Annotated in this window: 22 protein-coding genes and 1 other RNA gene; 8 read left to right on the top strand and 15 right to left on the bottom strand. The window is 70.4% G+C overall.

Translation table 11 applies throughout. The features are described 5' to 3' along the window. Window positions 1–20 precede the first annotated feature (20 nt). From AAIL17_RS07475 to AAIL17_RS07455, 5 genes are all read right to left on the bottom strand, one after another. On the bottom strand, window positions 21–488 hold the full coding sequence (locus tag AAIL17_RS07475; protein ID WP_424682202.1) for an EVE domain-containing protein: 468 nt from the start codon (window positions 486–488) through the stop codon (window positions 21–23). After that, a complete protein-coding gene (locus AAIL17_RS07470) occupies window positions 485–1,087 on the bottom strand; it encodes a 5-formyltetrahydrofolate cyclo-ligase (protein ID WP_424682201.1) in 603 nt (200 codons plus the stop codon). The genes AAIL17_RS07475 and AAIL17_RS07470 overlap by 4 nt, the downstream gene beginning before the upstream one ends. 94 nt (window positions 1,088–1,181) lie before the next feature. After that, window positions 1,182–1,367: non-coding RNA, 6S RNA (gene ssrS / locus AAIL17_RS07465), on the bottom strand. Window positions 1,368–1,374: 7 nt separating this feature from the next. Then, window positions 1,375–1,692, bottom strand: coding sequence for a cell division protein ZapA (locus AAIL17_RS07460; RefSeq protein ID WP_424682200.1), 318 nt, complete (start codon window positions 1,690–1,692; stop codon window positions 1,375–1,377). Then, the gene (locus tag AAIL17_RS07455; RefSeq protein WP_231323315.1) at window positions 1,692–1,916 is read right to left on the bottom strand and encodes a TIGR02449 family protein; all 225 of its coding nucleotides are present in this window, start codon (window positions 1,914–1,916) and stop codon (window positions 1,692–1,694) included. The genes AAIL17_RS07460 and AAIL17_RS07455 overlap by 1 nt, the downstream gene beginning before the upstream one ends. 111 nt (window positions 1,917–2,027) lie before the next feature. Between AAIL17_RS07455 and AAIL17_RS07450 the strand changes: the two genes are divergently transcribed. The 4 genes from AAIL17_RS07450 (at window position 2,028) to cydB (ending at window position 6,460) form a co-directional block, all read left to right on the top strand. Further along, window positions 2,028–2,594, top strand: coding sequence for a UPF0149 family protein (locus AAIL17_RS07450; RefSeq protein ID WP_424682199.1), 567 nt, complete (start codon window positions 2,028–2,030; stop codon window positions 2,592–2,594). Next, window positions 2,552–3,901, top strand: coding sequence for an aminopeptidase P N-terminal domain-containing protein (locus AAIL17_RS07445; protein ID WP_424682198.1), 1,350 nt, complete (start codon window positions 2,552–2,554; stop codon window positions 3,899–3,901). Before AAIL17_RS07450 ends, AAIL17_RS07445 begins: the two co-directional genes overlap by 43 nt. A gap of 145 nt (window positions 3,902–4,046) precedes the next feature. Next, window positions 4,047–5,447 (top strand): cytochrome ubiquinol oxidase subunit I, encoded by a 1,401-nt coding sequence (locus AAIL17_RS07440; RefSeq protein ID WP_424682197.1) that lies wholly within the window; start codon window positions 4,047–4,049, stop codon window positions 5,445–5,447. A 2-nt stretch (window positions 5,448–5,449) separates the two neighbouring features. After that, window positions 5,450–6,460: a cytochrome d ubiquinol oxidase subunit II gene (gene cydB / locus AAIL17_RS07435; RefSeq protein WP_424682196.1), complete on the top strand. Its 1,011-nt coding sequence runs from the start codon at window positions 5,450–5,452 to the stop codon at window positions 6,458–6,460. A gap of 137 nt (window positions 6,461–6,597) precedes the next feature. Here the strand turns inward: cydB and pepQ are convergent, their stop codons facing one another. The 8 genes from pepQ to rph all read right to left on the bottom strand — a co-directional run bounded on the left by pepQ (window position 6,598) and on the right by rph (window position 15,775). Then, the gene (gene pepQ, locus AAIL17_RS07430; protein ID WP_424682195.1) at window positions 6,598–7,917 is read right to left on the bottom strand and encodes a Xaa-Pro dipeptidase; all 1,320 of its coding nucleotides are present in this window, start codon (window positions 7,915–7,917) and stop codon (window positions 6,598–6,600) included. Window positions 7,918–8,022: 105 nt separating this feature from the next. Beyond that, entirely contained in the window at window positions 8,023–8,370 is a 348-nt protein-coding gene (locus AAIL17_RS07425; protein WP_424682194.1) for a PilZ domain-containing protein, read from the bottom strand. Then, window positions 8,367–10,484, bottom strand: coding sequence for a DUF1631 family protein (locus AAIL17_RS07420; RefSeq protein WP_424682193.1), 2,118 nt, complete (start codon window positions 10,482–10,484; stop codon window positions 8,367–8,369). The genes AAIL17_RS07425 and AAIL17_RS07420 overlap by 4 nt, the downstream gene beginning before the upstream one ends. A 69-nt stretch (window positions 10,485–10,553) precedes the next feature. Beyond that, on the bottom strand, window positions 10,554–10,895 hold the full coding sequence (locus AAIL17_RS07415) for a PilZ domain-containing protein (RefSeq protein WP_424682192.1): 342 nt from the start codon (window positions 10,893–10,895) through the stop codon (window positions 10,554–10,556). After that, window positions 10,892–13,171, bottom strand: a complete 2,280-nt coding sequence (locus tag AAIL17_RS07410) for a DUF1631 family protein (protein WP_424682191.1) — start codon at window positions 13,169–13,171, stop codon at window positions 10,892–10,894. The genes AAIL17_RS07415 and AAIL17_RS07410 overlap by 4 nt, the downstream gene beginning before the upstream one ends. A gap of 109 nt (window positions 13,172–13,280) precedes the next feature. Next, window positions 13,281–14,444 carry a radical SAM family heme chaperone HemW gene (gene hemW / locus AAIL17_RS07405; protein ID WP_424682190.1) on the bottom strand — a complete coding sequence of 388 codons (1,164 nt, stop codon included), beginning with the start codon at window positions 14,442–14,444 and terminating at the stop codon, window positions 13,281–13,283. Window positions 14,445–14,446: 2 nt separating this feature from the next. Then, the gene (gene rdgB, locus AAIL17_RS07400) at window positions 14,447–15,043 is read right to left on the bottom strand and encodes an RdgB/HAM1 family non-canonical purine NTP pyrophosphatase (RefSeq protein ID WP_424682189.1); all 597 of its coding nucleotides are present in this window, start codon (window positions 15,041–15,043) and stop codon (window positions 14,447–14,449) included. A gap of 3 nt (window positions 15,044–15,046) precedes the next feature. After that, window positions 15,047–15,775: a ribonuclease PH gene (gene rph, locus AAIL17_RS07395; protein WP_424682188.1), complete on the bottom strand. Its 729-nt coding sequence runs from the start codon at window positions 15,773–15,775 to the stop codon at window positions 15,047–15,049. Between the two features lie 77 nt (window positions 15,776–15,852). On the opposite strand from rph, the gene AAIL17_RS07390 reads away from it, so the two are divergent. Next, window positions 15,853–16,716: a YicC/YloC family endoribonuclease gene (locus AAIL17_RS07390; protein WP_424682187.1), complete on the top strand. Its 864-nt coding sequence runs from the start codon at window positions 15,853–15,855 to the stop codon at window positions 16,714–16,716. A gap of 67 nt (window positions 16,717–16,783) precedes the next feature. Here the strand turns inward: AAIL17_RS07390 and AAIL17_RS07385 are convergent, their stop codons facing one another. Continuing rightward, complete coding sequence (locus AAIL17_RS07385; protein WP_424682186.1) at window positions 16,784–17,170, bottom strand: STAS domain-containing protein; 387 nt, start codon at window positions 17,168–17,170, stop codon at window positions 16,784–16,786. Continuing rightward, complete coding sequence (locus tag AAIL17_RS07380; RefSeq protein WP_424682185.1) at window positions 17,167–19,473, bottom strand: SpoIIE family protein phosphatase; 2,307 nt, start codon at window positions 19,471–19,473, stop codon at window positions 17,167–17,169. Before AAIL17_RS07380 ends, AAIL17_RS07385 begins: the two co-directional genes overlap by 4 nt. Before the next feature lie 279 nt (window positions 19,474–19,752). On the opposite strand from AAIL17_RS07380, the gene gmk reads away from it, so the two are divergent. The 3 genes from gmk to mlaE all read left to right on the top strand — a co-directional run bounded on the left by gmk (window position 19,753) and on the right by mlaE (window position 22,039). After that, window positions 19,753–20,373: a guanylate kinase gene (gene gmk, locus AAIL17_RS07375; protein WP_424682184.1), complete on the top strand. Its 621-nt coding sequence runs from the start codon at window positions 19,753–19,755 to the stop codon at window positions 20,371–20,373. Between the two features lie 71 nt (window positions 20,374–20,444). Continuing rightward, window positions 20,445–21,272, top strand: a complete 828-nt coding sequence (locus AAIL17_RS07370; RefSeq protein WP_424682183.1) for an ABC transporter ATP-binding protein — start codon at window positions 20,445–20,447, stop codon at window positions 21,270–21,272. Next, window positions 21,269–22,039 carry a lipid asymmetry maintenance ABC transporter permease subunit MlaE gene (gene mlaE, locus AAIL17_RS07365; RefSeq protein WP_424682182.1) on the top strand — a complete coding sequence of 257 codons (771 nt, stop codon included), beginning with the start codon at window positions 21,269–21,271 and terminating at the stop codon, window positions 22,037–22,039. The genes AAIL17_RS07370 and mlaE overlap by 4 nt, the downstream gene beginning before the upstream one ends. Window position 22,040 lies beyond the last annotated feature (1 nt).

Genomic DNA, 22,040 nt, shown 5'->3' with positions numbered 1-22,040 from the left:
CGGAGCGGGCGTTGTATCGGTCATTCCAGCGCCAGGACGAACTCCCAGTCCTGCGCGCTCACCGGCATCACCGACAACCGGTTGCCCTTGCGCACCAGCGCCATGTCGGCCAGCGCCGGTTGGTTCTTGAGCTCGTCGAGCGTGATCACGCGCTTGAGCTTGCGCACGTACTTGACGTCCACCAGCATCCAGCGCGGATTGTCGCGCGAGCTGGCCGGATCGAAGTACTTGCTCTTCGGATCGAACTGGCTCGGATCGGGGTAGGCCTCGCTGGCCACCTGCGCGATGCCGGCGATACCGGGCTCGGCGCAGTTGGAATGGTAGAAGAACACCTTGTCGCCCTTGCGCATGCCGTCGCGCATGAAGTTGCGCGCCTGGTAGTTGCGCACGCCGTCCCACGGCTCGCGCTTGCGCTGCTTGAGGTCGTCGATGGAGAAGGTGTCCGGCTCGGACTTCATCAGCCAGTGCGTGTAGGGACGCTCGCTCATCGGGAGGCTTCCGGGTGGCAGTCGATCAGTTCGCGGTCGGTCGCGATGTAGTCCAGCGGCACGTCCCAAGGCTCGGGCTTGATCGCCGGCAGTTCCTGGAAATCGTAGGCGATGCCGACCAGCAGGGGTTCGGTGGGTCGCGCCTGGTCGTTGAGGAAGGCGAAGCTGCGGTCGTACCAGCCGCCGCCGTAACCCAGCCGATGCCCGTGGCGGTCGAAGCCCAGCAGCGGCACCAGCACCAGGTCGAGCTGGAACGGCGCGAACCATTCGCGCGGCGCGACCGGCTCGGGGATGCCGTAACGGTTTGGCTGCACTTCGTCGCCGGCGTTCCACGGCGCGAACCGCAGCTGGCGGTCCTCGCCCAGCACCGGCAGCAGAAAGCGCTGGCCGCGACCGGCCAGCGGCGGGATCACCAGGTTGAGCGGCAGCTCGCCGTCGCAGGCCCAGTAGCCGGCCACGCGCGTGTCGGTGTGGTATTCGGGAAGCTGCTCGAGGCTGTGGCGCAGGCCCTGTGCGGCGGCGATGCGCTGGGCCGGCGTCAGCGCGCGGCGCTGGGCGGAGAGATGCTGGCGCAGTTCGCGGCGTTGGGCGGTGTCCACGATCGCGCATCTCCTGCTCAGGACGGCGCGACCGGCGCCGCTCGCGCGCCCGGCCGGCGTTGCGTCAACGTCGGCCGGGGCGGGGAAAGGGGTGGCGTCAACCGCGATGCCGCTGCCCACCGAACGACCTTGATCCCTTTGGATCAGGTGGGAGGGCTACATGGCCTTCAAGGCTTTCCGCACGCGGCGGACATGCACAACAACCATGTGAAGCCGACCCGGGGTCGTATGTAGGAACAAGGCAAATGTAAGAGTGTGCTGGCGCACACCGCAGAAAACGCCGGGGCCTATCTTACTTGCGCGTCCAGCGCCGCTTCAAGCTTGCGGCGCAGCGCAGCGAGGCCGTCAGTCACGCTGCGATCAGCGCCGTCGTGCTGCTTGCGCAGCGCCAGGTATTCGTGGGTGATGCTGATCGCCGCCAGCACCGCCAGCCGGTCGAAGCCGGGCGTCCTGGCATTGGCGCGCAGCTCGCGCATCTTCTGGTCGAGGAAGGTGGCCGCGGCGAGCAGGCCCTCGCGTTCCTCGGGCGAGCAGGCGATCAGGAATTCGCGGTCGAGCAGGCGCAGCGCGACCGGCTCGGAGGCGGGGGAGGGCGCGTCGCTCATCAGCCGTTGTTCTCGAGGGCTTTCAACCGTTGGATCATCGCCTCGACGCGGCTGCGCGCCTGGTCGTTGCGCGCCATCAGGCCCGCGCGTTCGTTGGCCAGTTGCTCCTGGCTGTGGCGCAGGCTGCGGTTTTCCTCCTGCAGCCGGCGCACGAGGTCCAGCAGGCGGTCCAGCTGCTGGTTCAGGATGGCCAATTCCTGCTGGGCGGGATCGGGCGTGCTCATGGCGTGAATATAGCAAGCCTGCCGGGGGAAAAGGTGCGGCATTCGGCTGTCCGCGACGCCATGCGCGGGCGCCGGCATTAGACTTGGCGGCCGTTCCCCCGGAGAACTCCGATGACCTCCACCGACTTCCTCGGCTACGACGAGCTGGATGCCGCCCTGGTGCGCATGCGCATCGGCGCCGATGCCAGCGAACTGCACGGCTCGCTGTGCGGCTACCTGGCCGGCGGCGGCTCGCTGGACAAGCAGCCGCTGCTGACCGCGTTGGAGTTCGAAGGCGGCGAGGCGGTGGTGCCGGCGCCGCACGACCAGGCGCTGCTCGAACGGCTGGCGACCGAGTCCCGCGGCGAACTGGCCGATCCGGAACTCGGCTTCGAACCGTTGCTGCCGGCCGACGACCGTCCGCTGGCCGAGCGGGCCGAGGCGCTGGTCGAATGGTGCCGTGGCTTCCTCGGCGGCTTCGGCCTGGCCGGCGCCGGCGCACATGCGCAACTGTCGGACGAGGCGCAGGAGATCCTGCGCGACCTGACCACCATCGCCGGTTCCGCCTTCGACTTCGGCGACGAGAGCGAGGACGAGGACGCGCTGATCGAGGTGCACGAATTCGTGCGCATGGGCGCCATGTTGTTGTTCGCCGAATGCCACAGCGCGCAGCGCCCGGCGAACGATACCCTGCATTGAGCATCGCTGCCGCCGAATTCGCGCGCCGCCGGCGCCAGTTGATGCGCATGGCCGGCGCCGACGCTGCGCTGCTGGTCGCTGCCGCGCCCGAACGGATGCGCAACGCCGATGCCGCCTGGCCGTACCGGCAGGACTCGGACTTCCATTACCTGACCGGCTTTCCCGAGGCCGACGCGGTGCTGGCGTTGCTGCCCGGACGCGCGCACGGCGAGGCGGTGCTGTTCTGCCGTGAGCGCGATCCGGCGCACGAGCGCTGGCACGGCGAGGTGGCCGGCACCGAGCGGGCGGTGAGCGCCTACGGCGTGGACGACGCTTTCCCGATCGAGGACATCGACGACATCCTGCCCGGCATGATCGAGGGCCGCGCGCGGGTGTACTGCCACTTCGGCCGCGAACCGGACTTCGACGCGCGCCTGCTCGGCTGGATGCGTCGCCTGCGCCAGTTGCGCGGCGGCGGCGTGGTGCCGAAGGAATTCGTGGCCCTGGGGCATCTGCTGCATGACCTGCGGCTCTACAAGTCGCGCGGCGAACTGAAGCTGATGCGCCAGGCCGCGTCGATCGCCGCCGAAGCGCACCTGGCGGCGATGGCGGCGGCCCTCCCGGGCCGCTTCGAATACGAGGTCGAGGCCGAACTGCTGCGCGTGATGCGCGGCCGAGGCGCGGTCCCGGCGTTTCCGCCGATCGTCGCCGGCGGCACCAACGCCTGCACCATGCATTACCTGGCCAACCGCGCGCCGCTGAAGGACGGCGACCTGCTGCTGATCGACGCCGGCGCCGAGGTGGAGTGCTACGCCTCCGACATCACCCGCACGTTCCCGGTCAACGGGCGCTGGACGCGCGAGCAGCGCGCGCTCTACGAGGTGGTGCTGGCCGCGCAGCAGGCGGCGATCGACGAGGTGCAGCCGGGTCGTCCCTTCGATGCCGCACACCACGCGGCCGTGCGGGTGATCGCCGAGGGGCTGTGCGCGCTGGGCCTGCTCAAGGGGTCGGCCGACGCGGCCATCGAGAGCGGCGCCTACAAGGCGTTCTTTCCTTCCAAGACCGGCCACTGGCTCGGGCTGGACGTGCACGACGTGGGCGATTACCGGGTCGACGGAGAAGCGCGCCTGCTCGAGCCGGGCATGGTGGTGACCGTCGAGCCGGGCATCTACGTGCCGCTCGACATGCGCGGCGTGGCCGAGCGCTGGCGCGGCATCGGCATCCGCATCGAGGACGACGTGGCGGTGACCGCCGAGGGCAATGTCGTGCTCACCGCCGCGGTGACGAGGGAACCGGAAGAGCTGGCGGGGATGCTGGGCAGGCGCTAAGCCGCAGGCACGACGGCGCCGCTCCTGCCAGGGGTTGGCGCGCAAGGGTCTGCGACGCCACGCCGCGCGGCGGCTTGCCGCGATGCCGCTCCCATCACGCCTTGCGCGCCTATAGTCCGCGGTGCCTTCCCGCAGGGAGTGACGCATGACTGCCGAGTTTCTCTCGCGCCTGCAGTTCGCGTGGGTGATGTCCTTCCACATCCTGTTTCCCGCCTTCACCATCGGCACGGCGGCGTGGCTGGCGTTCATCGAGGGCGTGTGGCTGGTCAAGCGCACCGACCTGTGGCGCGACCTGTATTTCTTCTGGCTGAAGATCTTTGCCGTCGCCTTCGGCATGGGCGTGGTATCCGGCATCGTGATGAGCTTCCAGTTCGGCACCAACTGGGCCGGCTTCTCGATCGTCGCCGGCAACGTGGTCGGGCCGCTGCTCAACTACGAGGTGCTCACGGCGTTCTTCCTGGAAGCGACCTTCCTGGGCGTGATGCTGTTCGGCTGGAAGAAGGTCAGCGACGGCATGCATTTCTTCGCCACCTGCATGGTGTCGGTGGGCACGCTGCTGTCCTCGTTCTGGATCATGTCGGCCAACAGCTGGATGCAGACGCCGGCCGGCTACGCCATCCGCGACGGCGTGTTCTATCCGGCGGACTGGTGGCAGGTGATCTTCAATCCCTCGTTCCTGGTGCGCCTGCCGCACATGGTGCTGGCGGCATTCATTTCGACCGCGATGGTCGTGGGCGGGATTTCGGCCGTCTATCTGCTGAAGCGGCGCTTCGTCGACCGCGCCGGCGTGATGCTCAAGCTGGCGCTGGCGTTCCTGGCCATCGTGATCCCGATCCAGATCGTCATCGGCGACATGGCGGGGCTCAAGGTACGCGAATACCAGCCGGCCAAGCTGGCCGCGATCGAGGCGCGCTGGACCACCGAAAGCAGCGTGCCGCTCGCGCTGTTCGCCTGGCCCGACGAGCAGGCCGAGACCAACCGCTACGCGGTGGAGGTGCCGCACCTGGGCAGCCTGATCCTCACCCATTCGTGGGACGGCGAGGTCAAGGGACTGAAGGACTTCCCGCGCGACGAACGGCCGCCGGTGAAGATCCCGTTCTTCTCGTTCCGCGTCATGGTGGGGCTGGGCCTGCTGATGCTGGCGCTGGCGCTGGTCGGGCTGTGGCGCTGGAAGCGCGGCACGCTGTTCTCGGGGCGCTGGTACCTGAAGGCGTGGGTGGTGATGATCCCCTCCGGCTTCGTCGCGCTGCTGACCGGCTGGTGGGTCGCCGAGGTGGGTCGCCAGCCCTGGGTCGTGCAGGGCCTGATGCGCACGTCGGAGGCGGCGACGAAGCTCCCGGTAGGCAGCGTGCTGGCGTCGCTGATCACCTTCGTGGTGGTCTACATCGGCATCTTCGGCGCCGGCACCTGGTACCTGTTCAAGCTGTTCCGCGATGGCCCGCTGCCGGCGCCGCAGCGTGTCCAGCCTGCCACGTCCGTGCACGGAAGCCGCCGCCGCACGCCGGCGCGTCCGCTGTCGGCGCCCGATGATCCGATGGAGGATTGACGATGGACTGGGCGACCCTCCTTCCGGTGGTGTGGTTCTTCATCATCGGCTTCGCGGTGATCATGTACGTGCTGCTGGACGGCTTCGTGCTGGGGCTTGGCATCCTGCTGCCGTTCGCCGACGACGAGGACCAGCGCGACCACATGATGAACACCGCCGCGCCGATCTGGGACGGCAACGAGACCTGGCTGGTGCTCGGCGGCGCAGGCCTGATGGCGACCTTTCCGAAGGCCTACGCGGCGGTGCTCTCGGCGTTGTACCTGCCGATCCTGGTCATGCTGATCGCGCTGATCTTCCGCGGCGTGGCGTTCGAGTTCCGCTTCAAGGCGCACACCTCGCGCTGGCTGTGGGGTGTGGCCTTCAGCGTGGGCTCGGTACTCACCGCCTTCGCGCAGGGATTGATCCTGGGCGCGCTGGTCGAGGGCATGCCGCTGACCGGCGGCAAGTACGTGCAGGGCGCGTTCGGCTGGTTCAGTCCGTTCGCGGTGATGACCGCGGTGGCGGTGGTGTTCGGCTATGCGCTGCTCGGCGCGACCTGGCTGATCCTGAAGACCGAGGGGCGGCTGCAGCGGATCGCCTTCGACCTCACCCGCCCGCTGATGCTGGCGGTGATCGGCTTCATGCTGATGGTCAGCGCGTGGCTGCCATTCCTGGATTCGCAGTTGATGGAGCGCTGGTTCACCGGCGCGCACATCCTGTGGCTGTCGCCGGTGCCGATCCTCACCGCGCTCAACGCGATCCTGCTGTGGCGGGCGGTGCTGAAGAACCGCGAAGTGCAGCCGTTCGTGCTCGCGCTGTGCTTCTTCGCGCTGGGCTTCGTCGGCCTGGTGGTGGGCATGTGGCCGAACATCGTGCCGCCCAGCATGAGCATCTGGGACGCCGCCTCGCCGCCGTCCTCGCAGGGCTTCGTGCTGGTCGGCGCGGCGTTCCTGATCCCGGCGGTGCTGGCCTACACCGTGTATTCGTACCGGGTGTTCCGCGGCAAGGTGCTGGCCGGCGAGGGATATCACTAGAGCGGGGACGGGGAGCGGGGAACGTGCAGTCTGCGCGAACCTGGGTCTTCCCGCCCGATGGGTTGTACAGAGCCGGAGCCGCCAGGGCTCCGCCATCTTCGCGTTCCGCGTTTCCTGCTCCCCGTCTCCCGCCCCAATCAGAGCGCCGCGAAAGCATCCCGCGTCAGGTTCTCCGGCTCCCCGCCCGTACACACCACGTCGTCCTCGATGCGGATGCCGCCGTAGGGGCGGAAGGCATCGACGCGCGCCCAGTCGACGTCCCTGGCGGCCGGGTTGGCGCGCAGCTCGTCCAGCAGCATGTCGATGAAGTACAGGCCCGGCTCGATGGTCACCACCATGCCCGGCTCCAGCACGCGGGTCATGCGCAGGTAGGGGTGGCCTTCCGGCCGCGGGATGCTGCCGCCACGCTCGCTCTGCTGGAAGCCGGCCACGTCGTGCACCGCGATGCCGATCGGGTGGCCCAGGCCGTGCGGGAAGAACGCCGACGTCACGCCGCTGGCGACCGCCTCTTCCTCGCCCATGCGGATGAAGCCGTGCTCGCGCAGCACGCCGGCCAGCACGTGATGGGCGTGGATGTGCAGTTCCGGGTAGCTCTGGCCCGCGCGCACCTTGGCGGCGAAGCCGCGCTGCGCCGTGTCGACGCTGTCGATCAGCGCCTGGAACTCGCCGGCGCGGTCGGCGGCGTAGGTGCGGGTGATGTCGCTGGCGTAGCCGGCGCAGCTGGCGCCCGCGTCGATCAGGAACGAGCGGTGCACGGCAGGCGGGCGGCGGTCGAAGTGGGTGTAGTGCAGCACCGCACCGTGCTCGTTGAGGCCGACGATGCTGGCGTAGGGCAGCTCCGCGTCGATCTGGCGAGCGGCGGCGAGGTAGCACATGTGGATGCCGAATTCGCTCTGGCCGTTGCGGAAGGCCATCTCCGCGGCACGGTGCGCGCGCGCGCCGATGCGGTTGGCCTTGCGCATCAGCGCGAGTTCGTAGGGCGTCTTGTAGCTGCGGTGCCAATGCAGGTAGTCGAGCACCGGCTGCGGATTGTTCGCCTCCACACCCTCGATGGACGGGCAGGCCGGGCCGATCACGGCGTTGCGCCCGTCCCTGGGCAGCGCGGCGACGGCGTCGGCCTGGCTGCGCACGACCTCGATGTCGAAGTGCTCCACCCAGTAGCCGCTGGGTGCGGCCGGCACCACGTGCCAGTAGTCGCGCGGCTGCACGAACAGCAGCTTCGGCTTCGCGCCCGGCGCGTACACGAGCCAGCTACCCGGCGCGTCGGTGATCGGCAGCCAGTGGCGGAAGTGCGGGTTGGAGACGAACGGGAAGTCCTGGTCGTCGAGGAACTTGTTGAGCGGCGTGCCCGCGGCGATCAGCAGCCGGTCGAAGCCGCCGATCGCTAGCGCCTGGTCGGCGCGTTCGCGCAGGGTGGCCAGGTGCTGGGTGTAGAGCGGGGCGAGGTTCTCGGTCATGTGGCGTCCTTCTTCGGCGGCAGGCGCAGGCGCCCGTCTTCGGGGGAGTCCACCATGATCGCGCGGCAGCGGGCCGACGGCCAGCCGCAACCCGGCGTCGGGCGCTCAGCCGGGCATGTCGAGCCAGCGCTGCAGCTGCGCGGCCTCGTCGTCGCCGATGGCGATGATGCGGTAGCCCGCCCAGAACTGGCCGGGCGTGGCGGCTTCCTCGTGCCATTGTTCCTGCACGCCGACCTCGATCGTCGGCGGCGTGTCGCCGAGGCCGGGCAGCGGCAGACGCAACTGGTAGATGGCCTCGTTGCGCGGCGCCTGGCTGCCGATCAGCAGCATGCCGCTGGCCGACAGGTTGCCCAACTGGCCCATGCGCCGGCCGCTGATCGCATCGACCACTTCGGCGGCGATGTTGACCGGCTTGCGATGGGCGCGGCGGCTTTCCTGCGGATTGGGCGTCACGAACGGGCTCCGGGCATCGGGTTGGCCTGGCGCAGGCTGTCGGCCAGCGAGCGCAGGGCGCGGTCCAGGTCGGTCTCGTTAACGGCCGGAAGTTCGCGCACTTTACCCGCACCGATGGCCTGCGCCAGTTCCGCCAGGCTCATTTCCTCCGCGCGCTGTCCCTGGCGCGTGACGAACAGGCCGCGCGCGGCGCGCGGGGAATACCAGGCCAGCTTGCGGCGGACCCGGTTGCCGCCGGCCTCGGTGAACTCGAACCAGCCGCCGGTGTGCTGGCCCAGGCGCTGGTGCAGGCGCAGGGCTTCGGCCGACGGGACGACCGGCGCGGCCTGCGCCGGCGTGCCGGGTTCGTCCGAGCCGCGGCGTTGTTTCAGGCGCATCGCCAGGCCGGTCAGCCCAGGGCCATCGGCGTCGTGCAGCATCGCGCCCGCACCGATCAGGCGTTGCGCGACCTGGGTGGCCTCCTCGCCGTGCATGCCGATCTGCTGCAGTCCCGCGACCAGCTCGGCCTGCAGGGTCTCCAGGTTGCCGGGCGGCAGGCGGCCGAGCAGCTGGTCGGTGATCACCAGGCGGCGGGCGAAGGTGTCGCTCTGCTCGCCATGGCGCAGCAGGGTCAGCGCGAGCACGTCCGACCAGGCGTGCTCGAGCAGCGCGCGCAGCGCGGCGCGGGGCGGCGCCTTGGCCAGCAGGCCGGCGAGCAGTTCGTTGGCGCGCTGGCGCGCCTGCTCCAGCCGCTCGCGGCCCTGCATGGCTTCGACGTGGCGCCGCTCGGAAATGTGCGCCTTGCGCTGCAGCGGAGCGAGCTGGCTTTCCAGTTCCGCGCGCAGTTCGGCGTACAGCGCCGCCGTGGGCGGCTCGCTGTCGAGGCGGGCGAGCAGCGGTTCCAGCACGAGGCCGCCATCGCTGCCGTCGATCCAGTCGCGTGCGGCTTCGAGCAAGGCGTCGAGCAGTCGGCGGGCCGGCTGCTCGGAGCTGTCGAAGAAACTGCCATCGATCACTGCGGCGGCGAGCATCGGCAACTGGACGCGGTCGAGCAACGCCTGCGCGGAGGAGGACGGCGGCAGCTGGTGGTGCAGGGTCTCAAACAGCCGCGCCAACAATTCCAGCGCATCGTCGGCGTCCGGACCGGGCAGCAGGGGCACCGCATCCATCGGTTGCCCGGCGTTGAGCTGGTCGATCAGCGCCTCGCGCAGCCGTTGCGCGTGCCGCAGCGCGGCGTCGGCGTGGCGGCCGCGCTGACGCTGCAGGGCGAGCACGGCGGCCTGCAGTTCGTCGGGACTGGCGAAGCGTGCATGGCCGGAAACCGGACGCGGGCCGCGCTGGCGGGCGAGCAGTTCGCGCAGGCCGCCGGAGCGCGCCGGTGCCGGCTCGGTCGCGGGTGCGGCGGGCAGCGGGCGCTGGCGGCGGGGCGGCCGCGGCCCGCGCGGCAGCGGAAACGGCCGCAGCCGGGGCAGGATGCCGGCAGCGGCGAGATGGTTGTTGATTACCTCGTGCAGTGGCGTCAGGCCCTGGATCAGGCGCCCTTCGACGGCCTGCAGCAGCAGCAGGTGGTGTTCGGCGGGCAGGCCGAGTGCGGCGCTGGAATCGCGGAAGGCCTTGGCCATCGCCTGCGGCCCCAGCGGCATCGATTCGCTTTCCAGCGGCGGCGTCCCGACCAGCACCGCCAGCCGGTAGCCCAGCTCCACCAGCAGCGGGCCACCGCGCGCCGCGCTGCGCGCGACCAGCTGGTCCAGAGCGCCGGTCATCTCGTGCTCCAGCGGATCGAGCAGGCTCAGGGTCAGGCGTGCCGACGGCGCCTTGGCGGCGGCCGGCTGCGCGCCCAACTGCAGCAGCGCCTGGTCGATGCAGTCGATGAAGCGCTGCTCGAACGCCTGCCGCTCCGACACCAGCCGCTGGCGCGTCGCCTGGTAGCGCTGCTGCTCGATGTGGCTGCGGGTGCGGGCCGCGTGCTCGTGCAGCGCGCGGTCGAAATCGCCCAGGCAGACCTTCAGTGGTTCGGACAGCCATTCCCGGCAGAGCAGCCGGATCTCGTCGATCAGCTGGCGCGTCTTCGCCGGCCAGTGCGCCGGTGGGGCGCCTGCGCCCGGGCGATGCCGGTCCGGTTGTTCGACATCCATGGAGAGCCTTGCCGTGCCGCGATGCCTGCGAGTCTATGCCGATGACGCAGGCACGTCATCGGCGGCCATTCAGGCACGCTGCAGCCACTGCACCAGGGTCTGTGCATCCTCGGGCGCGATCGCGATGATGCGGTAGCCGACCCACACCTGGCCGGCATTGGCGGCCTGGTGCCACTGCTCCTGCAGGCCCAGTTCGATCGCGCTTGCCGCACCCTCGCCCAGCGGCAGGCGCACCTGGAACACGGCCTCGCTGCGCGGGCGGTCCGGGGCGATCAGCAGCACGCCGGTGGAGGACAGGTTGCACAGGTGACCCAGCGGGCGGGCGCTGATCGCATCGGTGACCAGCGGCGAGGCGGCCGCACGCTTGCGCGGCGCACGGCGCTGTTCGAGTGGGATGACCTGTGCGGTCATGCGCGCGCGGTGGGGCGCTGCAGGCTGCCGGTGAGGGCGCGCCAGGCGCGGTCGAACAGGCCGTCGCGCGGCGCCATCACTTCGCGCACGCGGCCGCTGGCGATCGCCGCAGCCAGCTCGCGCAGGTTCATCTCGGCCACGCGCTGGCCGCGCCGGTTGACGAACAGGCTGTTGCCCGAGAGCGGCGAGAACCAGGCCAGCTTGCGCCGCGAGGCGGCGCCGGTCGCCGGGTCGATGAACTCGAACCAGCTGCCGAAGGGCAGTTGCCGCAGGCGGTTGTGGATGCGCGCCTCCTGCGGACCCAGCGGCGGCTCGGACGCCGGCGCGGCGGCCGGGCGGGCTTCCTGTCCGCGCTGCTCGCCCAGGCGCTGGCGCTGCTTCAGGCGCAGGGCAAGGTCGGTGGCGCTGGGCGGCTCGACGGCCGCCGCATAGGCGGCGAGGGCGGGCATGTCGGCTGGTGCGGCCGGTGCGGCCGGCGCCGGCATGGCGACCGGCTCGCCCGGCTTGGCAGCCTCCGCGTCGCCGCCGATCAGCCGCTGTGCAACCTGTTCGGCCTCTTCGGCCTGCATGCCGATCTGCTGCAGGTGGTCTTCCACGGCCAGGCGCAGGGCCAGCGGATCGTCCACCGGCAGGCGGCCGAGCAACTGGTCGGTCAGCCGCAGCCGTTCGGCGAAGGCCTCGCTTTCCTCGCCGTGGCGCAGCAGCGCCAGCGCCAGCACGTCCGACCAGGCGCGATCGAGCAGGGCGCGCAGCAGGCCGCGCGGAGTGGTTTCGGCGAAGCGTGCCGCCAGCACCGCGGTCGCGCGCTGGCGCGCCAGGTGCAGGCGCTCGCGGCCCTGCATCGCCTCGACCTGGCGGCGTTCGGTGACCTGCGCCTTGCGGCTGAGCTGGGCCAGGTGATGGCGGATGTCGGCCAGCAGGCTGGTGTACAGGCCCGCGCTGGGTGCCTCGCGCTGCGCACGGGCGACCAGGCGGCTGAGCTGCGCGGCCAGGTCCGGGTCGATGTCCTTGCCGTCGCCCCAGTCGTTGGACGCCTCGGCCAGGGTGCCCAGCAGGTGCCGCGCTGGGTGTTCGGCCTGCTCGAAGAAGCTGCGGTCGCTCATCGCCACGCGCAGGATCGGCACCTGCAGGTCGCCGAGCAGCGCGGTGGCGCCCGGCCCCTGGTGCAACTGCTGGCCGAGCTGCTCGAACAGCCGCGCGACCAGTTCCACGGTGTCGTCCTGCTCCGGGCTCAGGCTGGTGCGCGCGGCACCCGCCGGCTTGCCCGTGTTGAGATGGGCCAGCAGTTCCTCGCGCAGGCGCTGCGCGCTGCGCAGTTCGCGGCTGGCGCGGTCGGTCACCTGGACCAGGTGGCGCTGCAGGGCGCCCAGCGCGGCTTCCAGCTCGCCCGGCGTGGCGGCCGGTCCGCTGGCGGCGTGGGCTTCGCCGGCGCGCTGGCGTGCCAGCAGGTCGCGCAGGGTTTCCAGCACAGCGATGGGTTCGTGGCTGGCGGCCGGAGCGGCCTGCGCCGCGTCGGCGACCGGAGCGGCCGGCGCCTTCATCGACGGCGGCGCCGGCGGTGCGTTGGCCGGGCGCGCGCCGGCGAAGGCACGTAGGTGCGGCAGGATGCCGTCGGCCAGCAGGTAGGCGTTGGTCGCCTCGTACAGGGCCGGCAGCATGGCCGCCAGCTTGCGTTCGAGTGCCTGCACCAGCAGCAACTGGTGGTCCGGCGGCAGGTCCAGGGCCGGCATGGCCCGGCGCACCGCCGTGGCCAGGTTGTGCGGCGACGCCGGCATCGCCTCGCCTTCCAGCGGTGGCGCACCGACCAGCACGGCCATGCGGTAGGAAAGCTCCGCCAGCACCGGGCCGGTATGCGCCTCGCCGCGCGAGGCCAGTTGCTCGAGCGCGGCGTTGAGTTCGTGTTCGTGTCGGCCCAGCAGGCTCAGCGAGGGCGTGACGGCCAGATCGTCGGACGTCTCGTCGACTTCGCCCAGCCGCGCGAAGCTGTCGTCCAGGTGCTCCGACACCCGCCGCAGGAAGGCGGCGCGATGGCTGCGGACCATGGCGCGGCTGTCGAAGCAGCGCTGCTGATCGAGATGGCTGCGCGAGCGCTCGGCCTGCTGGTACAGGCTGTCGTCCAGCGCATCCAGTCCTGCCATGAGCGCTGGCTCCAGCCGCGCATCGCACAATCCGCGCAGGCCGGCCAGCAGGCGCTGGACGCGCAGGGGCAGGTGCTGCAAGGCCCGATCGTCCGACCCGGGCGTGGCGGCCAGGTGCTGCCTTTGCTCGACATCCATGACGCAGTTCTCGGATTCTTGACGTCCGCTAGTGTATGCGCGCGTCAGCCGGTCTGCCATAGGCCGGTCAGGCCATGCCGTGTCCGGAACAAACCAGCCCAGCCACAGGCTAGTCCAGGAACAGCCCGATCAGGTCGTTGAGGAAGCGCTGGCCCAGCGGGGAAGGCTGCAGACGGTCCGGCAGATCCTGCAGCCAGCCGCGCGCGCGGGCCTGGGCGAGGGCCGGGGCGATGCGCTCCGGCGCCAGGCCGGTCCGCTCGGCGAAGGCGTCCAGCGGCACGCCGTCATGCAGCCGCAGCGCGTTGAGCATGTACTCGAACGGCAGTTCCGCCGGTTCGACCGGCCCGTCGCCGCCGATGCGCGTCGGGCCGCCGGCGGCCTCCAGGTAGCTGCGCGGGTGGCGGCTCTTCCAGCGGCGGCGGACCTGGCCGGCGGCCGTGTCGGTGAGCTTGCCGTGCGCGCCGGCGCCGATGCCCAGGTAATCCCCGAATGCCCAGTAGTTCAGGTTGTGCCGGCAGCGCCGGCCCGGGCGGGCGTAGGCGGAGATTTCGTACTGGCCGTAGCCGGCCTCGGCCAGGCGCGCCTCGCAGGCTTCCTGCATCGCCCAGGCGTGGTCGTCGTCGGGCAGCGGCGGCGGGTTGGCGGCGAAGGCGGTGTTGGGTTCGAGCGTGAGCTGGTAGTGCGAGATGTGCGTGGGTGCCAGCGCGACGGCGCGTTCCACGTCGGCCAGCGCGCCTTCCAGCGATTGCTGCGGCAGCGCGTACATCAGGTCCAGGTTGAGGTTGGCGTAGCCGGCGTCCTGCGCCGACTTCACCGCCGTTTCGGCCTCGCTGGCTGAATGAATGCGGCCCAGCCGCTTGAGCTTGTCGTCGTCGAAACTCTGGATGCCGAAGGACAACCGGTTGACGCCTGCCGCGAGATAGCCGTCGAAGCGGCCGTGCTCGACCGTGCCCGGATTGGTCTCGAGGGTGATCTCGCAGTCGTCCACGAACGGCAGGCGTGCGCGGGCGCCCTCCAGGAAGCGGGCGACGTGTTCGGGCGCGAACAGGCTGGGCGTGCCGCCGCCGAAGAACACGCTGACGATCGGGCGGCCGTGTGCGGCGGCGCCGAAGTCGGCCAGGTCGGCGTCGAGGTCGGCCAGCAGGGTATCGACGTAGATGGCGTAGGGCGGCTCGCCGCGCAGGCCATGCGAGTTGAAGTCGCAATACGGGCACTTCTTCACGCACCAGGGCATGTGCACGTACAGCGCCAGCGGCGGCGCGATCAGCGGCATGGCTAGTGCGATGCGCCCAGCTGGTCGTGCAGCCGGGCCAGCGCCTGGCCGCGATGGCTCAGGCGGTTCTTCAGCGCCGGGTCGAGCTCGGCCGCGGACAGCGCCTGGCCCTCGGGCAGGAACAGCGGGTCGTAGCCGAAGCCGCCGTCGCCGCGCTCGGCGTCCAGCACGCGACCGTGCCAGCGGCCTTCGGCGATCAGCGGCGCCGGGTCATCGGCGTGGCGCAGCAGCACCAGCACGCAGATGAAGAAGGCGCCGCGGCGTTCGGCCGGCACGCCTTCGAGCGCATGCAGCAGCTTGGCGCGATTGGCCGGCGCGTCGCCGTGGGTGCCGGCGTAGCGGGCCGAGTACAGGCCGGGCGCGCCATCCAGGTGTTCGACGCACAGGCCCGAGTCGTCGGCCAGCGCGGGCAGGCGCGTGATGCGCGCGGCATGGCGCGCCTTGAGGAGCGCGTTCTCGACGAACGTGGTGCCGGTTTCCTCGATGTCGAGCACGCCCAGGCTGCCCTGGGTCACCACCTCGAAACCGCTGCCGGCGAGCAGCGAGCCGAACTCGGCGAGCTTGCCGCGGTTGCCGCTGGCCAGCACCACGCGCCGCACGGATCAGCCCTCCGCCAGCGCGGCACGTTGCGCGGCGACCAGTTCGGCGACACCCTTCTCGGCCAGCGCCAGCATGGCGTCCATTTCCTCGCGGCGGAACGCATGGCCCTCGGCGGTGCCCTGCACCTCGATGAAGCCACCGCCGTCGTTCATCACCACGTTCATGTCGGTATCGCAGGCCGAGTCCTCGGCGTAGTCCAGATCGAGCACCGGCACGCCCTTGTAGACGCCTACCGACACCGCGGCCACCGCGCCGACGACCGGGTTGCGCTTCAGGTTCTCGCGCTTCATCAGGAAGTTCACCGCGTCGACCAGCGCGACATAGGCGCCGGTGATCGCCGCGGTGCGCGTGCCGCCGTCGGCCTGCAGCACGTCGCAGTCCAGCGTGATCACGCGCTCGCCCAGCGCCTGGCGGTTGACGCAGGCGCGCAGCGAGCGGCCGATCAGCCGCTGGATCTCCAGCGTGCGGCCGCCCTGCATGCCGCGCGCGGCTTCGCGCTGCGTGCGCGTGCCGGTGGCGCGCGGCAGCATGCCGTACTCGGCAGTGATCCAGCCCTCGCCCTTGCCGCGCAGCCACGGCGGCACGCGGTCCTCGATGCTGGCGGTGCACAGCACGCGGGTGTCGCCGAAGCTCACCAGCACCGAGCCCTCGGCATGGCGGGTGTAGCGTCGTTGCAGCGTCACCGGGCGCAGCTGGTCGCTGGCGCGGCCGCTCGGGCGGGTCATGGTCATGCGGGCCTTGAGGTTGGGCAGGCGGGATACGAGAGTTTACCATTGCGGCTCCTCCCCCCGACCGCAAGGCTCGACGCATGATCCGCAGCATGACGGCCTACGCCAGCGCCGACATCCAGGGCCCCGCCGGCGCACTCAGCTGCGAGCTGCGCACCGTCAACCATCGCTATCTGGAGCTCAGTCCGCGCCTGCCGGAGGAGTTGCGCGGATTCGAACCGGCGCTGCGCGAACGCGTCGCCGCGCGGCTGTCGCGCGGCAAGGTGGATCTCACCGTGCGCCTGCGCGGCGGCGAGGCGCGCGGCGAGTCGCTGGAAGTGGACGAGGTGACGCTCGGCCGCCTGGCCACGCTCAACCGCGAGCTGGCCGGGCGCTTTCCCGGCATGCAGGTGCAACTGACCGAACTCTTGCGCTTCCCGGGCGTGCTGCGCCAGGCCGAGACCGATCCGGACGCACTGCAGGCGGCGCTGTTCGACGTGCTCGACCGCGCGCTGGACGCGCTCAGTGCGACGCGTGAGCGCGAGGGCGCCCAGCTCGAATCGATCCTGCGCGACAAGCTCGACGCCATCGAGCGCATCGTCGGCCAGGTGCGCGAATGGATGCCGGAGATCCGCACCGCGCTGCGCGCGCGCCTGGAGGCACGCCTGGCCGACCTCAAGCAGCCTGCCGATCCCGGCCGGCTGGAACAGGAGCTGGTGCTGCAGGTCACCCGCAGCGACGTCGACGAGGAACTCGACCGCCTCGCCACGCACGTCGCCGAGACCCGCCGCGTGCTCGGCCTGAAGGAGCCGGTCGGCCGCCGTCTGGATTTCCTGATGCAGGAATTCAACCGAGAAGCCAACACGCTCGGCTCCAAGTCGGTCGACGCGCGGAGCACCAATGCTGCGGTGGAGTTGAAAGTGCTGATCGAGCAGATGCGCGAGCAGGTGCAGAACATCGAGTAGCGCGGGCGACGGCCAACTTCTGGCCGGATGCGGAGCCGGCGCAGGCCGGCTTCGTGACGCTGCGGAGCTAGTCCTCGGAGGCCTGCGCCACCTGGCGCTGGATGGTGTCCAGGTAGGCGTCGAGTTCCTGCACGCTCGCGAATACCTCGCGCACCGGCACGGCCTTGACGATGTCGAAGACCTTGCGCACCTGCGGCTGCGGGTCGAGCACCAGGGTGTGCCCGCCGCGCTCGCGCATGCCTTTGCGCGCCTTGGCGAAGCTGCGCAGGCCGGCGCTGCTGATGTAATCGAGCGCGGCCAGGTCGAGGACCAGCGTGCCGCCTGGGGCGATGCCGGGCAGCAGGCTTTGTGCCGCCTCGTCGAAGGCGCCGAAGGTGGTGGCGTCCAGGCGGCCGTGCAGGCGCATCGTGGCGCGCTCCGGGGTGGAATGCTCGGTATGGATGCTGAGGCTCATGCGATGGTCACATCCTGTTCGTTGGGGAAATGGAGGCGCAGGTGGTTGCCGCTGGCGTCGTGCGAGTAGTCCATCTCGCTGACCATGGCGCGCACCAGGTGGATGCCCAGCCCGCCGACCTCGTCGCGGTCGGCCAGGTCGCCGGGCAGTTCGGCCGGCGGGGCGGCGGTCGGGTCGAACGCGACGCCATCGCTGTGCAGTTCGACCACGATGGCGTCGCCGGCGGCGCGCAGCTGCAGCCCGATAGTGCCCTCGCGCTCGTCGGGATAGCCGTGCTGGACGATGTTGACCATCATCTCCTCCAGCACCAGTTGCACGTCGTTGCGGACGGCCTCGCTGACACCGGCGTGATGCAGCGATTGGTCGCAACGGGCGATCGCGTCGAACACGTCCGGCACGGTGTTGCGCACGGCCAAGGTCAGCACGGGTTCGGTCCTCCCGGGGTCGGGCTGAAGCCAGTTGAGCGCGAGCACGGTGATGTCGTCCGCCTGGCTGGCCTCGCCGACGAAGCGGTCCACGTCGGCCAGCAGCCGGCTCGTATAGCCTGCAGCCGTCGCCGGCTGCGGCGGATCGACCAGGCTCTCGAGCATGCGCTGGGTGCCGAACATGGCCTGTTCGCGGTTGGCCGCTTCGGTGATGCCGTCGGTATAGATCAGCAAGGTTTCCCCCGGCTGCAGGGTGATCTGTTCGACGGGGTAGCTCGCCTCGTCGTCCAGGCCGACCGCCGGGCCGGTTTCGAACTCGAGCAGGCGCGCGGTGGCGCCGCCGCAGAGCACCGGCGGCTCGTGGCCGGCGCTGGCCAGCGCCAGCGTTCCGTCCTGGGTGTCGAGCACGCCGCACAGCAGGGTGACGAACATGCAACTGTCGTTGTTGCGGCACAGCTCCTGGTTGAGCAGCCGCAGCAACTGCTCGGGCGCGCGGCTGCGCGGCGCGAGCGCCTTGGCCAGGGTGATGGTGCGCGCCATGAACAGGGCCGCGGGAATGCCCTTGTCCGACACGTCGCCGACCAGGATGCAGAAGCGCCGCTCGTCCAGCATGAAGTAGCTGTACAGGTCGCCGCCCACGGCGCGGGCGGGTCGCAGGGCCGCGTGCAACTCGAAGTTCGGGCAATGCGCGTCCAGGTAGTGTTCCTTGGGCAACAGCGCGGTCTGGATCTGGTGTGCGATCTCCAGTTCGCTCGCCAGGCGCTGCTGCTCGCGCGTCGCCTCGGTCAGCCGACGCAGGTGCGCCGCCAACTGGTGGCGCATCTGGTCGAACGACTCGGTCAGGCGCCCGATCTCGTCCTGCCATCGCGTGGCGGGCAGGTCGAAGTCCAGCTCGCCGCGCGCCACATGTTCGGCGCGATGCGCGAGCACGCCCAGCGGCGCCAGCGTGCGCCGGAGGGTCACCACCGTGATCAGCGCGATGCCCGCCAGCGCCAGCACGCCCAGCACGAGGCCGGTCAGGAAGAGCTTGCGTACGTCGGCGTAGATGCGCGCCTCGGGCATCGCCAGTCCCAGCGACCAGAAGGTGCCGCGGATCGGGGAGGGGTAGACCCACACCGGCCCGCCGGGCGCGTCGGCCAGCCGGACCGGCGCACCGTCCTGGCGCGCCATCGCCTGCAACAGTGCCGGCGCGCCGTTGCGCCCGACCAGTGCGACGTGGTCATGGGCCAGGTAGCGACCGTCGCTGCCCAGCACGAAGGTATAGGCGCCCGCAGGCTTGCGCAGCGTGTCGAGGATGTTCTGCAGCCATTCGAGGGTGACGTCGGCGTTCACCAGGCCGATCGCGCGGTGCTGGCGATGGACCACCACCGAATAGTTCACCAGCAGGCGCTGCCGCGAGCGCGAAAAGAAAGGGTGCTGCCAGCAGCCGGCGTCGCAGGCCATGCCGCCGAGGAACCAGTACTGCTCCCAGTAGCGGGTCGGGTCGCTGGCGAGGTTGCGCTGCTGCAGCTTGCCGTCGCGGTCGCGGCTGACGAACGGCGCCATGGTGGGCGCGTGCCCGTCGACCGGCGCCGGCGCGATCGCCAGGCCGGCGATGTCGGCGTTGGCCTGCAGGCTGTCCCGCAGCAGCGCGCCGATGTCACGCGTACCCGAACCGGAGAGGGAGGCCAGCAACTGCGTGGTGGCCGCGACGCGGCCCAGCCGGGATTCGATGCGATCGGCGGCGGCCCGGGAAAGCGCCATGGCCTCGCCGTGGGCGTGCGCGAGGATCTGCGTACGCGTGCGCACGAACAGCGTCGTGCCGACGACGACCAGCACGAGCACGGAGCCGGCCAGCAACCATAGGGCCAGCCGTGAAGCGATGCTGCGCCACGCCATTGCGATCCCCTGTGCAACGGCGGCATCAGGCCACGGTCCGCCGTGCGTCACAAGATTTCCCGCGGGCATGCCGGCGAGGATGTGACGGAGTTCTCGCTAACGCCCGCGCGGGCTTGACGCCCGGGGCAGCGGACGAGGGGCGGGGCGGACGGCACGTCCACCCTTATACTGCGTGGATGACCGCCAACTTTCCTGTCTCGATGCCCCGCTCGTGGGGGCCTTCCGCCCCTCGCTGCTTTCGTCCGGTGGCGATCCCGGGCGCGCGGACCTGGCATTCCCATGTCGGTTGAGCCGGGCACGCTGTTCATCGTCGCCGCCCCTTCCGGGGCCGGCAAATCCACGCTGGTCAACGCGCTGCTCGAGCGCGAGCCGACGATCTCGCTGTCGATCTCGCACACCACGCGCCCGCCGCGGGTGGGCGAGGAGTACGGGCGCCACTATTACTTCGTCGAGCGCGATGAGTTCGAGCGGCAGATCGCCGCCGGCACGTTCCTCGAGCATGCCGAAGTGCACGGCAACTTCTACGGCACGTCGCTGGCGACGGTGCAGGGCCTGCTCGACCAGGGCCGCGACGTGCTGCTGGAAATCGACTGGCAGGGTGCGGCGCAGATCCGCCGGGCCAAACCCGACTGCGTCAGCGTATTCATCCTGCCGCCCTCGCGCGCCGAACTGGAGCGCCGGCTGCGCGGGCGCGGCTCGGACGCACCGGAGGTGATCGAGCGGCGCCTGCACAATTCGCGCGAGGAGATCGCCCATGCGCACGAATTCGACTACATCGTCGTCAACGACGGTTTCGACGAGGCGTTGGGCGACCTGCAGGCCATCGTGCGGGCGGTACGGCAGCGGGGCGCGCTGCAGTGGAAGCGGCACGAGGCGCTGATCGCCGAGCTGCTCGCCTGAGCCTGACGCATCCTTGCGGGGGAGAGGCAAGGCTGGCTTGGCATTCACCGCTCGGCTACCTTTATCCGCTTATGACCGCCCCCGCCGCCCCCTCCGAACCCCTGGTGCGCGTCCGTGGCCTGACCACGGTGCTCAACGGCAAGACCATCTTCGACGCGCTGGATCTGGACATTCCGCGCGGCAAGGTGACGGCCATCATGGGCCCCAGCGGTACTGGCAAGACCACGCTGCTCAAGCACATCACCGGGCAGATGCGCGGTGACGCGGGCAAGGTGCTGGTCGACGGGCAGGACGTGCCGGAGCTTTCGCGCGAGAAGCTGTTCGCGCTGCGCGAGAAGATCGGCTACCTGTTCCAGAACTCGGCGCTGCTGACCGATTTCGACGTGTTCGAGAACGTCGCCTTTCCGCTGCGCCAGCACACGCAGCTGCCGGAGGTGCTGATCCGCAACATCGTGCTGACCAAGCTGCAGGCGGTCGGCCTGCGCGGCGCGGCCGGCCTGATGCCGGCCGAGCTTTCCGGCGGCATGGCGCGGCGCGTGGCGCTGGCGCGGGCGATCGTGTTCGATCCGATGCTGATCCTCTACGACGAGCCGTTCGTCGGCCTGGACCCGATCGCGTTGAGCCAGGTGCTCAAGCTCATCCGCACGCTCAACGAGACGCTCGGCATCACCAGCGTGCTGGTGGCGCACGAGCTGGACGCGATCAAGCAGGTGGCCGACCTGGTCTACCTGATCGCCAACGGCAAGGTGGTGGCCCAGGGTGATCCGAAGACCATCGCCGACGATGGTTCGCCATGGACTCGGCAATTCTTCGGCGGCGCGATCGACGGCCCGGTACCGTTCCAGTATCCCGCCGGCGACTACGCGCAGGCGCTGGGCCTGACCGGAGCCAAGGCATGAGCGCACAGCCGCAACGCAACGTGATCACCAACGCCCTGGCGCAGATCGGCGACGCGGGCCTGTTCCTGCTGACCCTGCTGGCGGCGGTGCCGCGCAGCCTGAAACACGCGCGCGAAACGGTGCGCCAGCTGTGGTTCGTCGGCGCGATGAGCCTGACCATCATCATGGTCTGCGGCCTGTTCGTCGGCATGGTGCTGGGCCTTCAACTCTATTACGTGCTGTCGATCTTCGGCGGCACCGCGGCCAGCGGTACGGTGGTGGCGATCGCAATCTACCGCGAGCTCGGTCCGGTGGTCACCGCACTGCTGTTCGCCGGCCGCGCCGGCACGTCCATTACCGCCGAGATCGGCCTGATGCGCGCCACCGACCAGCTCGCCGCGATGGAGATGATGGCGGTCGACCCGATCGCCTATGTCGCGGTGCCGCGCTACCTGGCCGGACTGATCGCCATGCCGCTGCTCTGCGCGGTGTTCTGCGCGCTGGGCATCTTCGGCGGACACCTGGTCGGCGTGACCTGGCTGGGCATCGACAACGGCACGTTCTGGTCGAACATGACCGCCACCGTCGATGTCTGGAAGGACGTGGTCAACGGCATCCTGGTCAAGAGCCTGGCGTTCGGTGCGGTGGTCTCGCTGATCGCCGTCTACCAGGGCTACACCACGCCGCCGACCAGCGAAGGCGTGGCCTACGCCACCACCCGCACCGTGGTCGCCTCGTCCATCGCGATCCTCGCGCTGGACTTCGTGCTGACCGCTTTTCTCATGTGAG

Source organism: Frateuria sp. YIM B11624 (genome assembly GCF_049727805.1).
Taxonomy (GTDB): Bacteria; Pseudomonadota; Gammaproteobacteria; order Xanthomonadales; family Rhodanobacteraceae; genus Frateuria_A.
This window is presented reverse-complemented; position numbering and strand designations above follow the sequence as displayed.

Coding starts and splice junctions, on each gene's coding strand:
- AAIL17_RS07450 (WP_424682199.1), top strand. CDS start 2,028: ATGACCTCCACCGACTTCCTCGGCTACGACGAGCTGGATGCCGCCCTG.
- AAIL17_RS07380 (WP_424682185.1), bottom strand. CDS start 19,473: ATGGCGTGGCGCAGCATCGCTTCACGGCTGGCCCTATGGTTGCTGGCC.
- hemW (WP_424682190.1), bottom strand. CDS start 14,444: ATGCCGCTGATCGCGCCGCCGCTGGCGCTGTACGTGCACATGCCCTGG.
- AAIL17_RS07390 (WP_424682187.1), top strand. CDS start 15,853: ATGATCCGCAGCATGACGGCCTACGCCAGCGCCGACATCCAGGGCCCC.
- mlaE (WP_424682182.1), top strand. CDS start 21,269: ATGAGCGCACAGCCGCAACGCAACGTGATCACCAACGCCCTGGCGCAG.
- AAIL17_RS07415 (WP_424682192.1), bottom strand. CDS start 10,895: ATGACCGCACAGGTCATCCCACTCGAACAGCGCCGTGCGCCGCGCAAG.
- AAIL17_RS07440 (WP_424682197.1), top strand. CDS start 4,047: ATGACTGCCGAGTTTCTCTCGCGCCTGCAGTTCGCGTGGGTGATGTCC.
- gmk (WP_424682184.1), top strand. CDS start 19,753: ATGTCGGTTGAGCCGGGCACGCTGTTCATCGTCGCCGCCCCTTCCGGG.
- AAIL17_RS07445 (WP_424682198.1), top strand. CDS start 2,552: ATGCCACAGCGCGCAGCGCCCGGCGAACGATACCCTGCATTGAGCATC.
- AAIL17_RS07460 (WP_424682200.1), bottom strand. CDS start 1,692: ATGAGCGACGCGCCCTCCCCCGCCTCCGAGCCGGTCGCGCTGCGCCTG.
- AAIL17_RS07370 (WP_424682183.1), top strand. CDS start 20,445: ATGACCGCCCCCGCCGCCCCCTCCGAACCCCTGGTGCGCGTCCGTGGC.
- AAIL17_RS07385 (WP_424682186.1), bottom strand. CDS start 17,170: ATGAGCCTCAGCATCCATACCGAGCATTCCACCCCGGAGCGCGCCACG.
- AAIL17_RS07475 (WP_424682202.1), bottom strand. CDS start 488: ATGAGCGAGCGTCCCTACACGCACTGGCTGATGAAGTCCGAGCCGGAC.
- cydB (WP_424682196.1), top strand. CDS start 5,450: ATGGACTGGGCGACCCTCCTTCCGGTGGTGTGGTTCTTCATCATCGGC.
- rph (WP_424682188.1), bottom strand. CDS start 15,775: ATGACCATGACCCGCCCGAGCGGCCGCGCCAGCGACCAGCTGCGCCCG.
- AAIL17_RS07410 (WP_424682191.1), bottom strand. CDS start 13,171: ATGGATGTCGAGCAAAGGCAGCACCTGGCCGCCACGCCCGGGTCGGAC.
- AAIL17_RS07420 (WP_424682193.1), bottom strand. CDS start 10,484: ATGGATGTCGAACAACCGGACCGGCATCGCCCGGGCGCAGGCGCCCCA.
- pepQ (WP_424682195.1), bottom strand. CDS start 7,917: ATGACCGAGAACCTCGCCCCGCTCTACACCCAGCACCTGGCCACCCTG.
- AAIL17_RS07455 (WP_231323315.1), bottom strand. CDS start 1,916: ATGAGCACGCCCGATCCCGCCCAGCAGGAATTGGCCATCCTGAACCAG.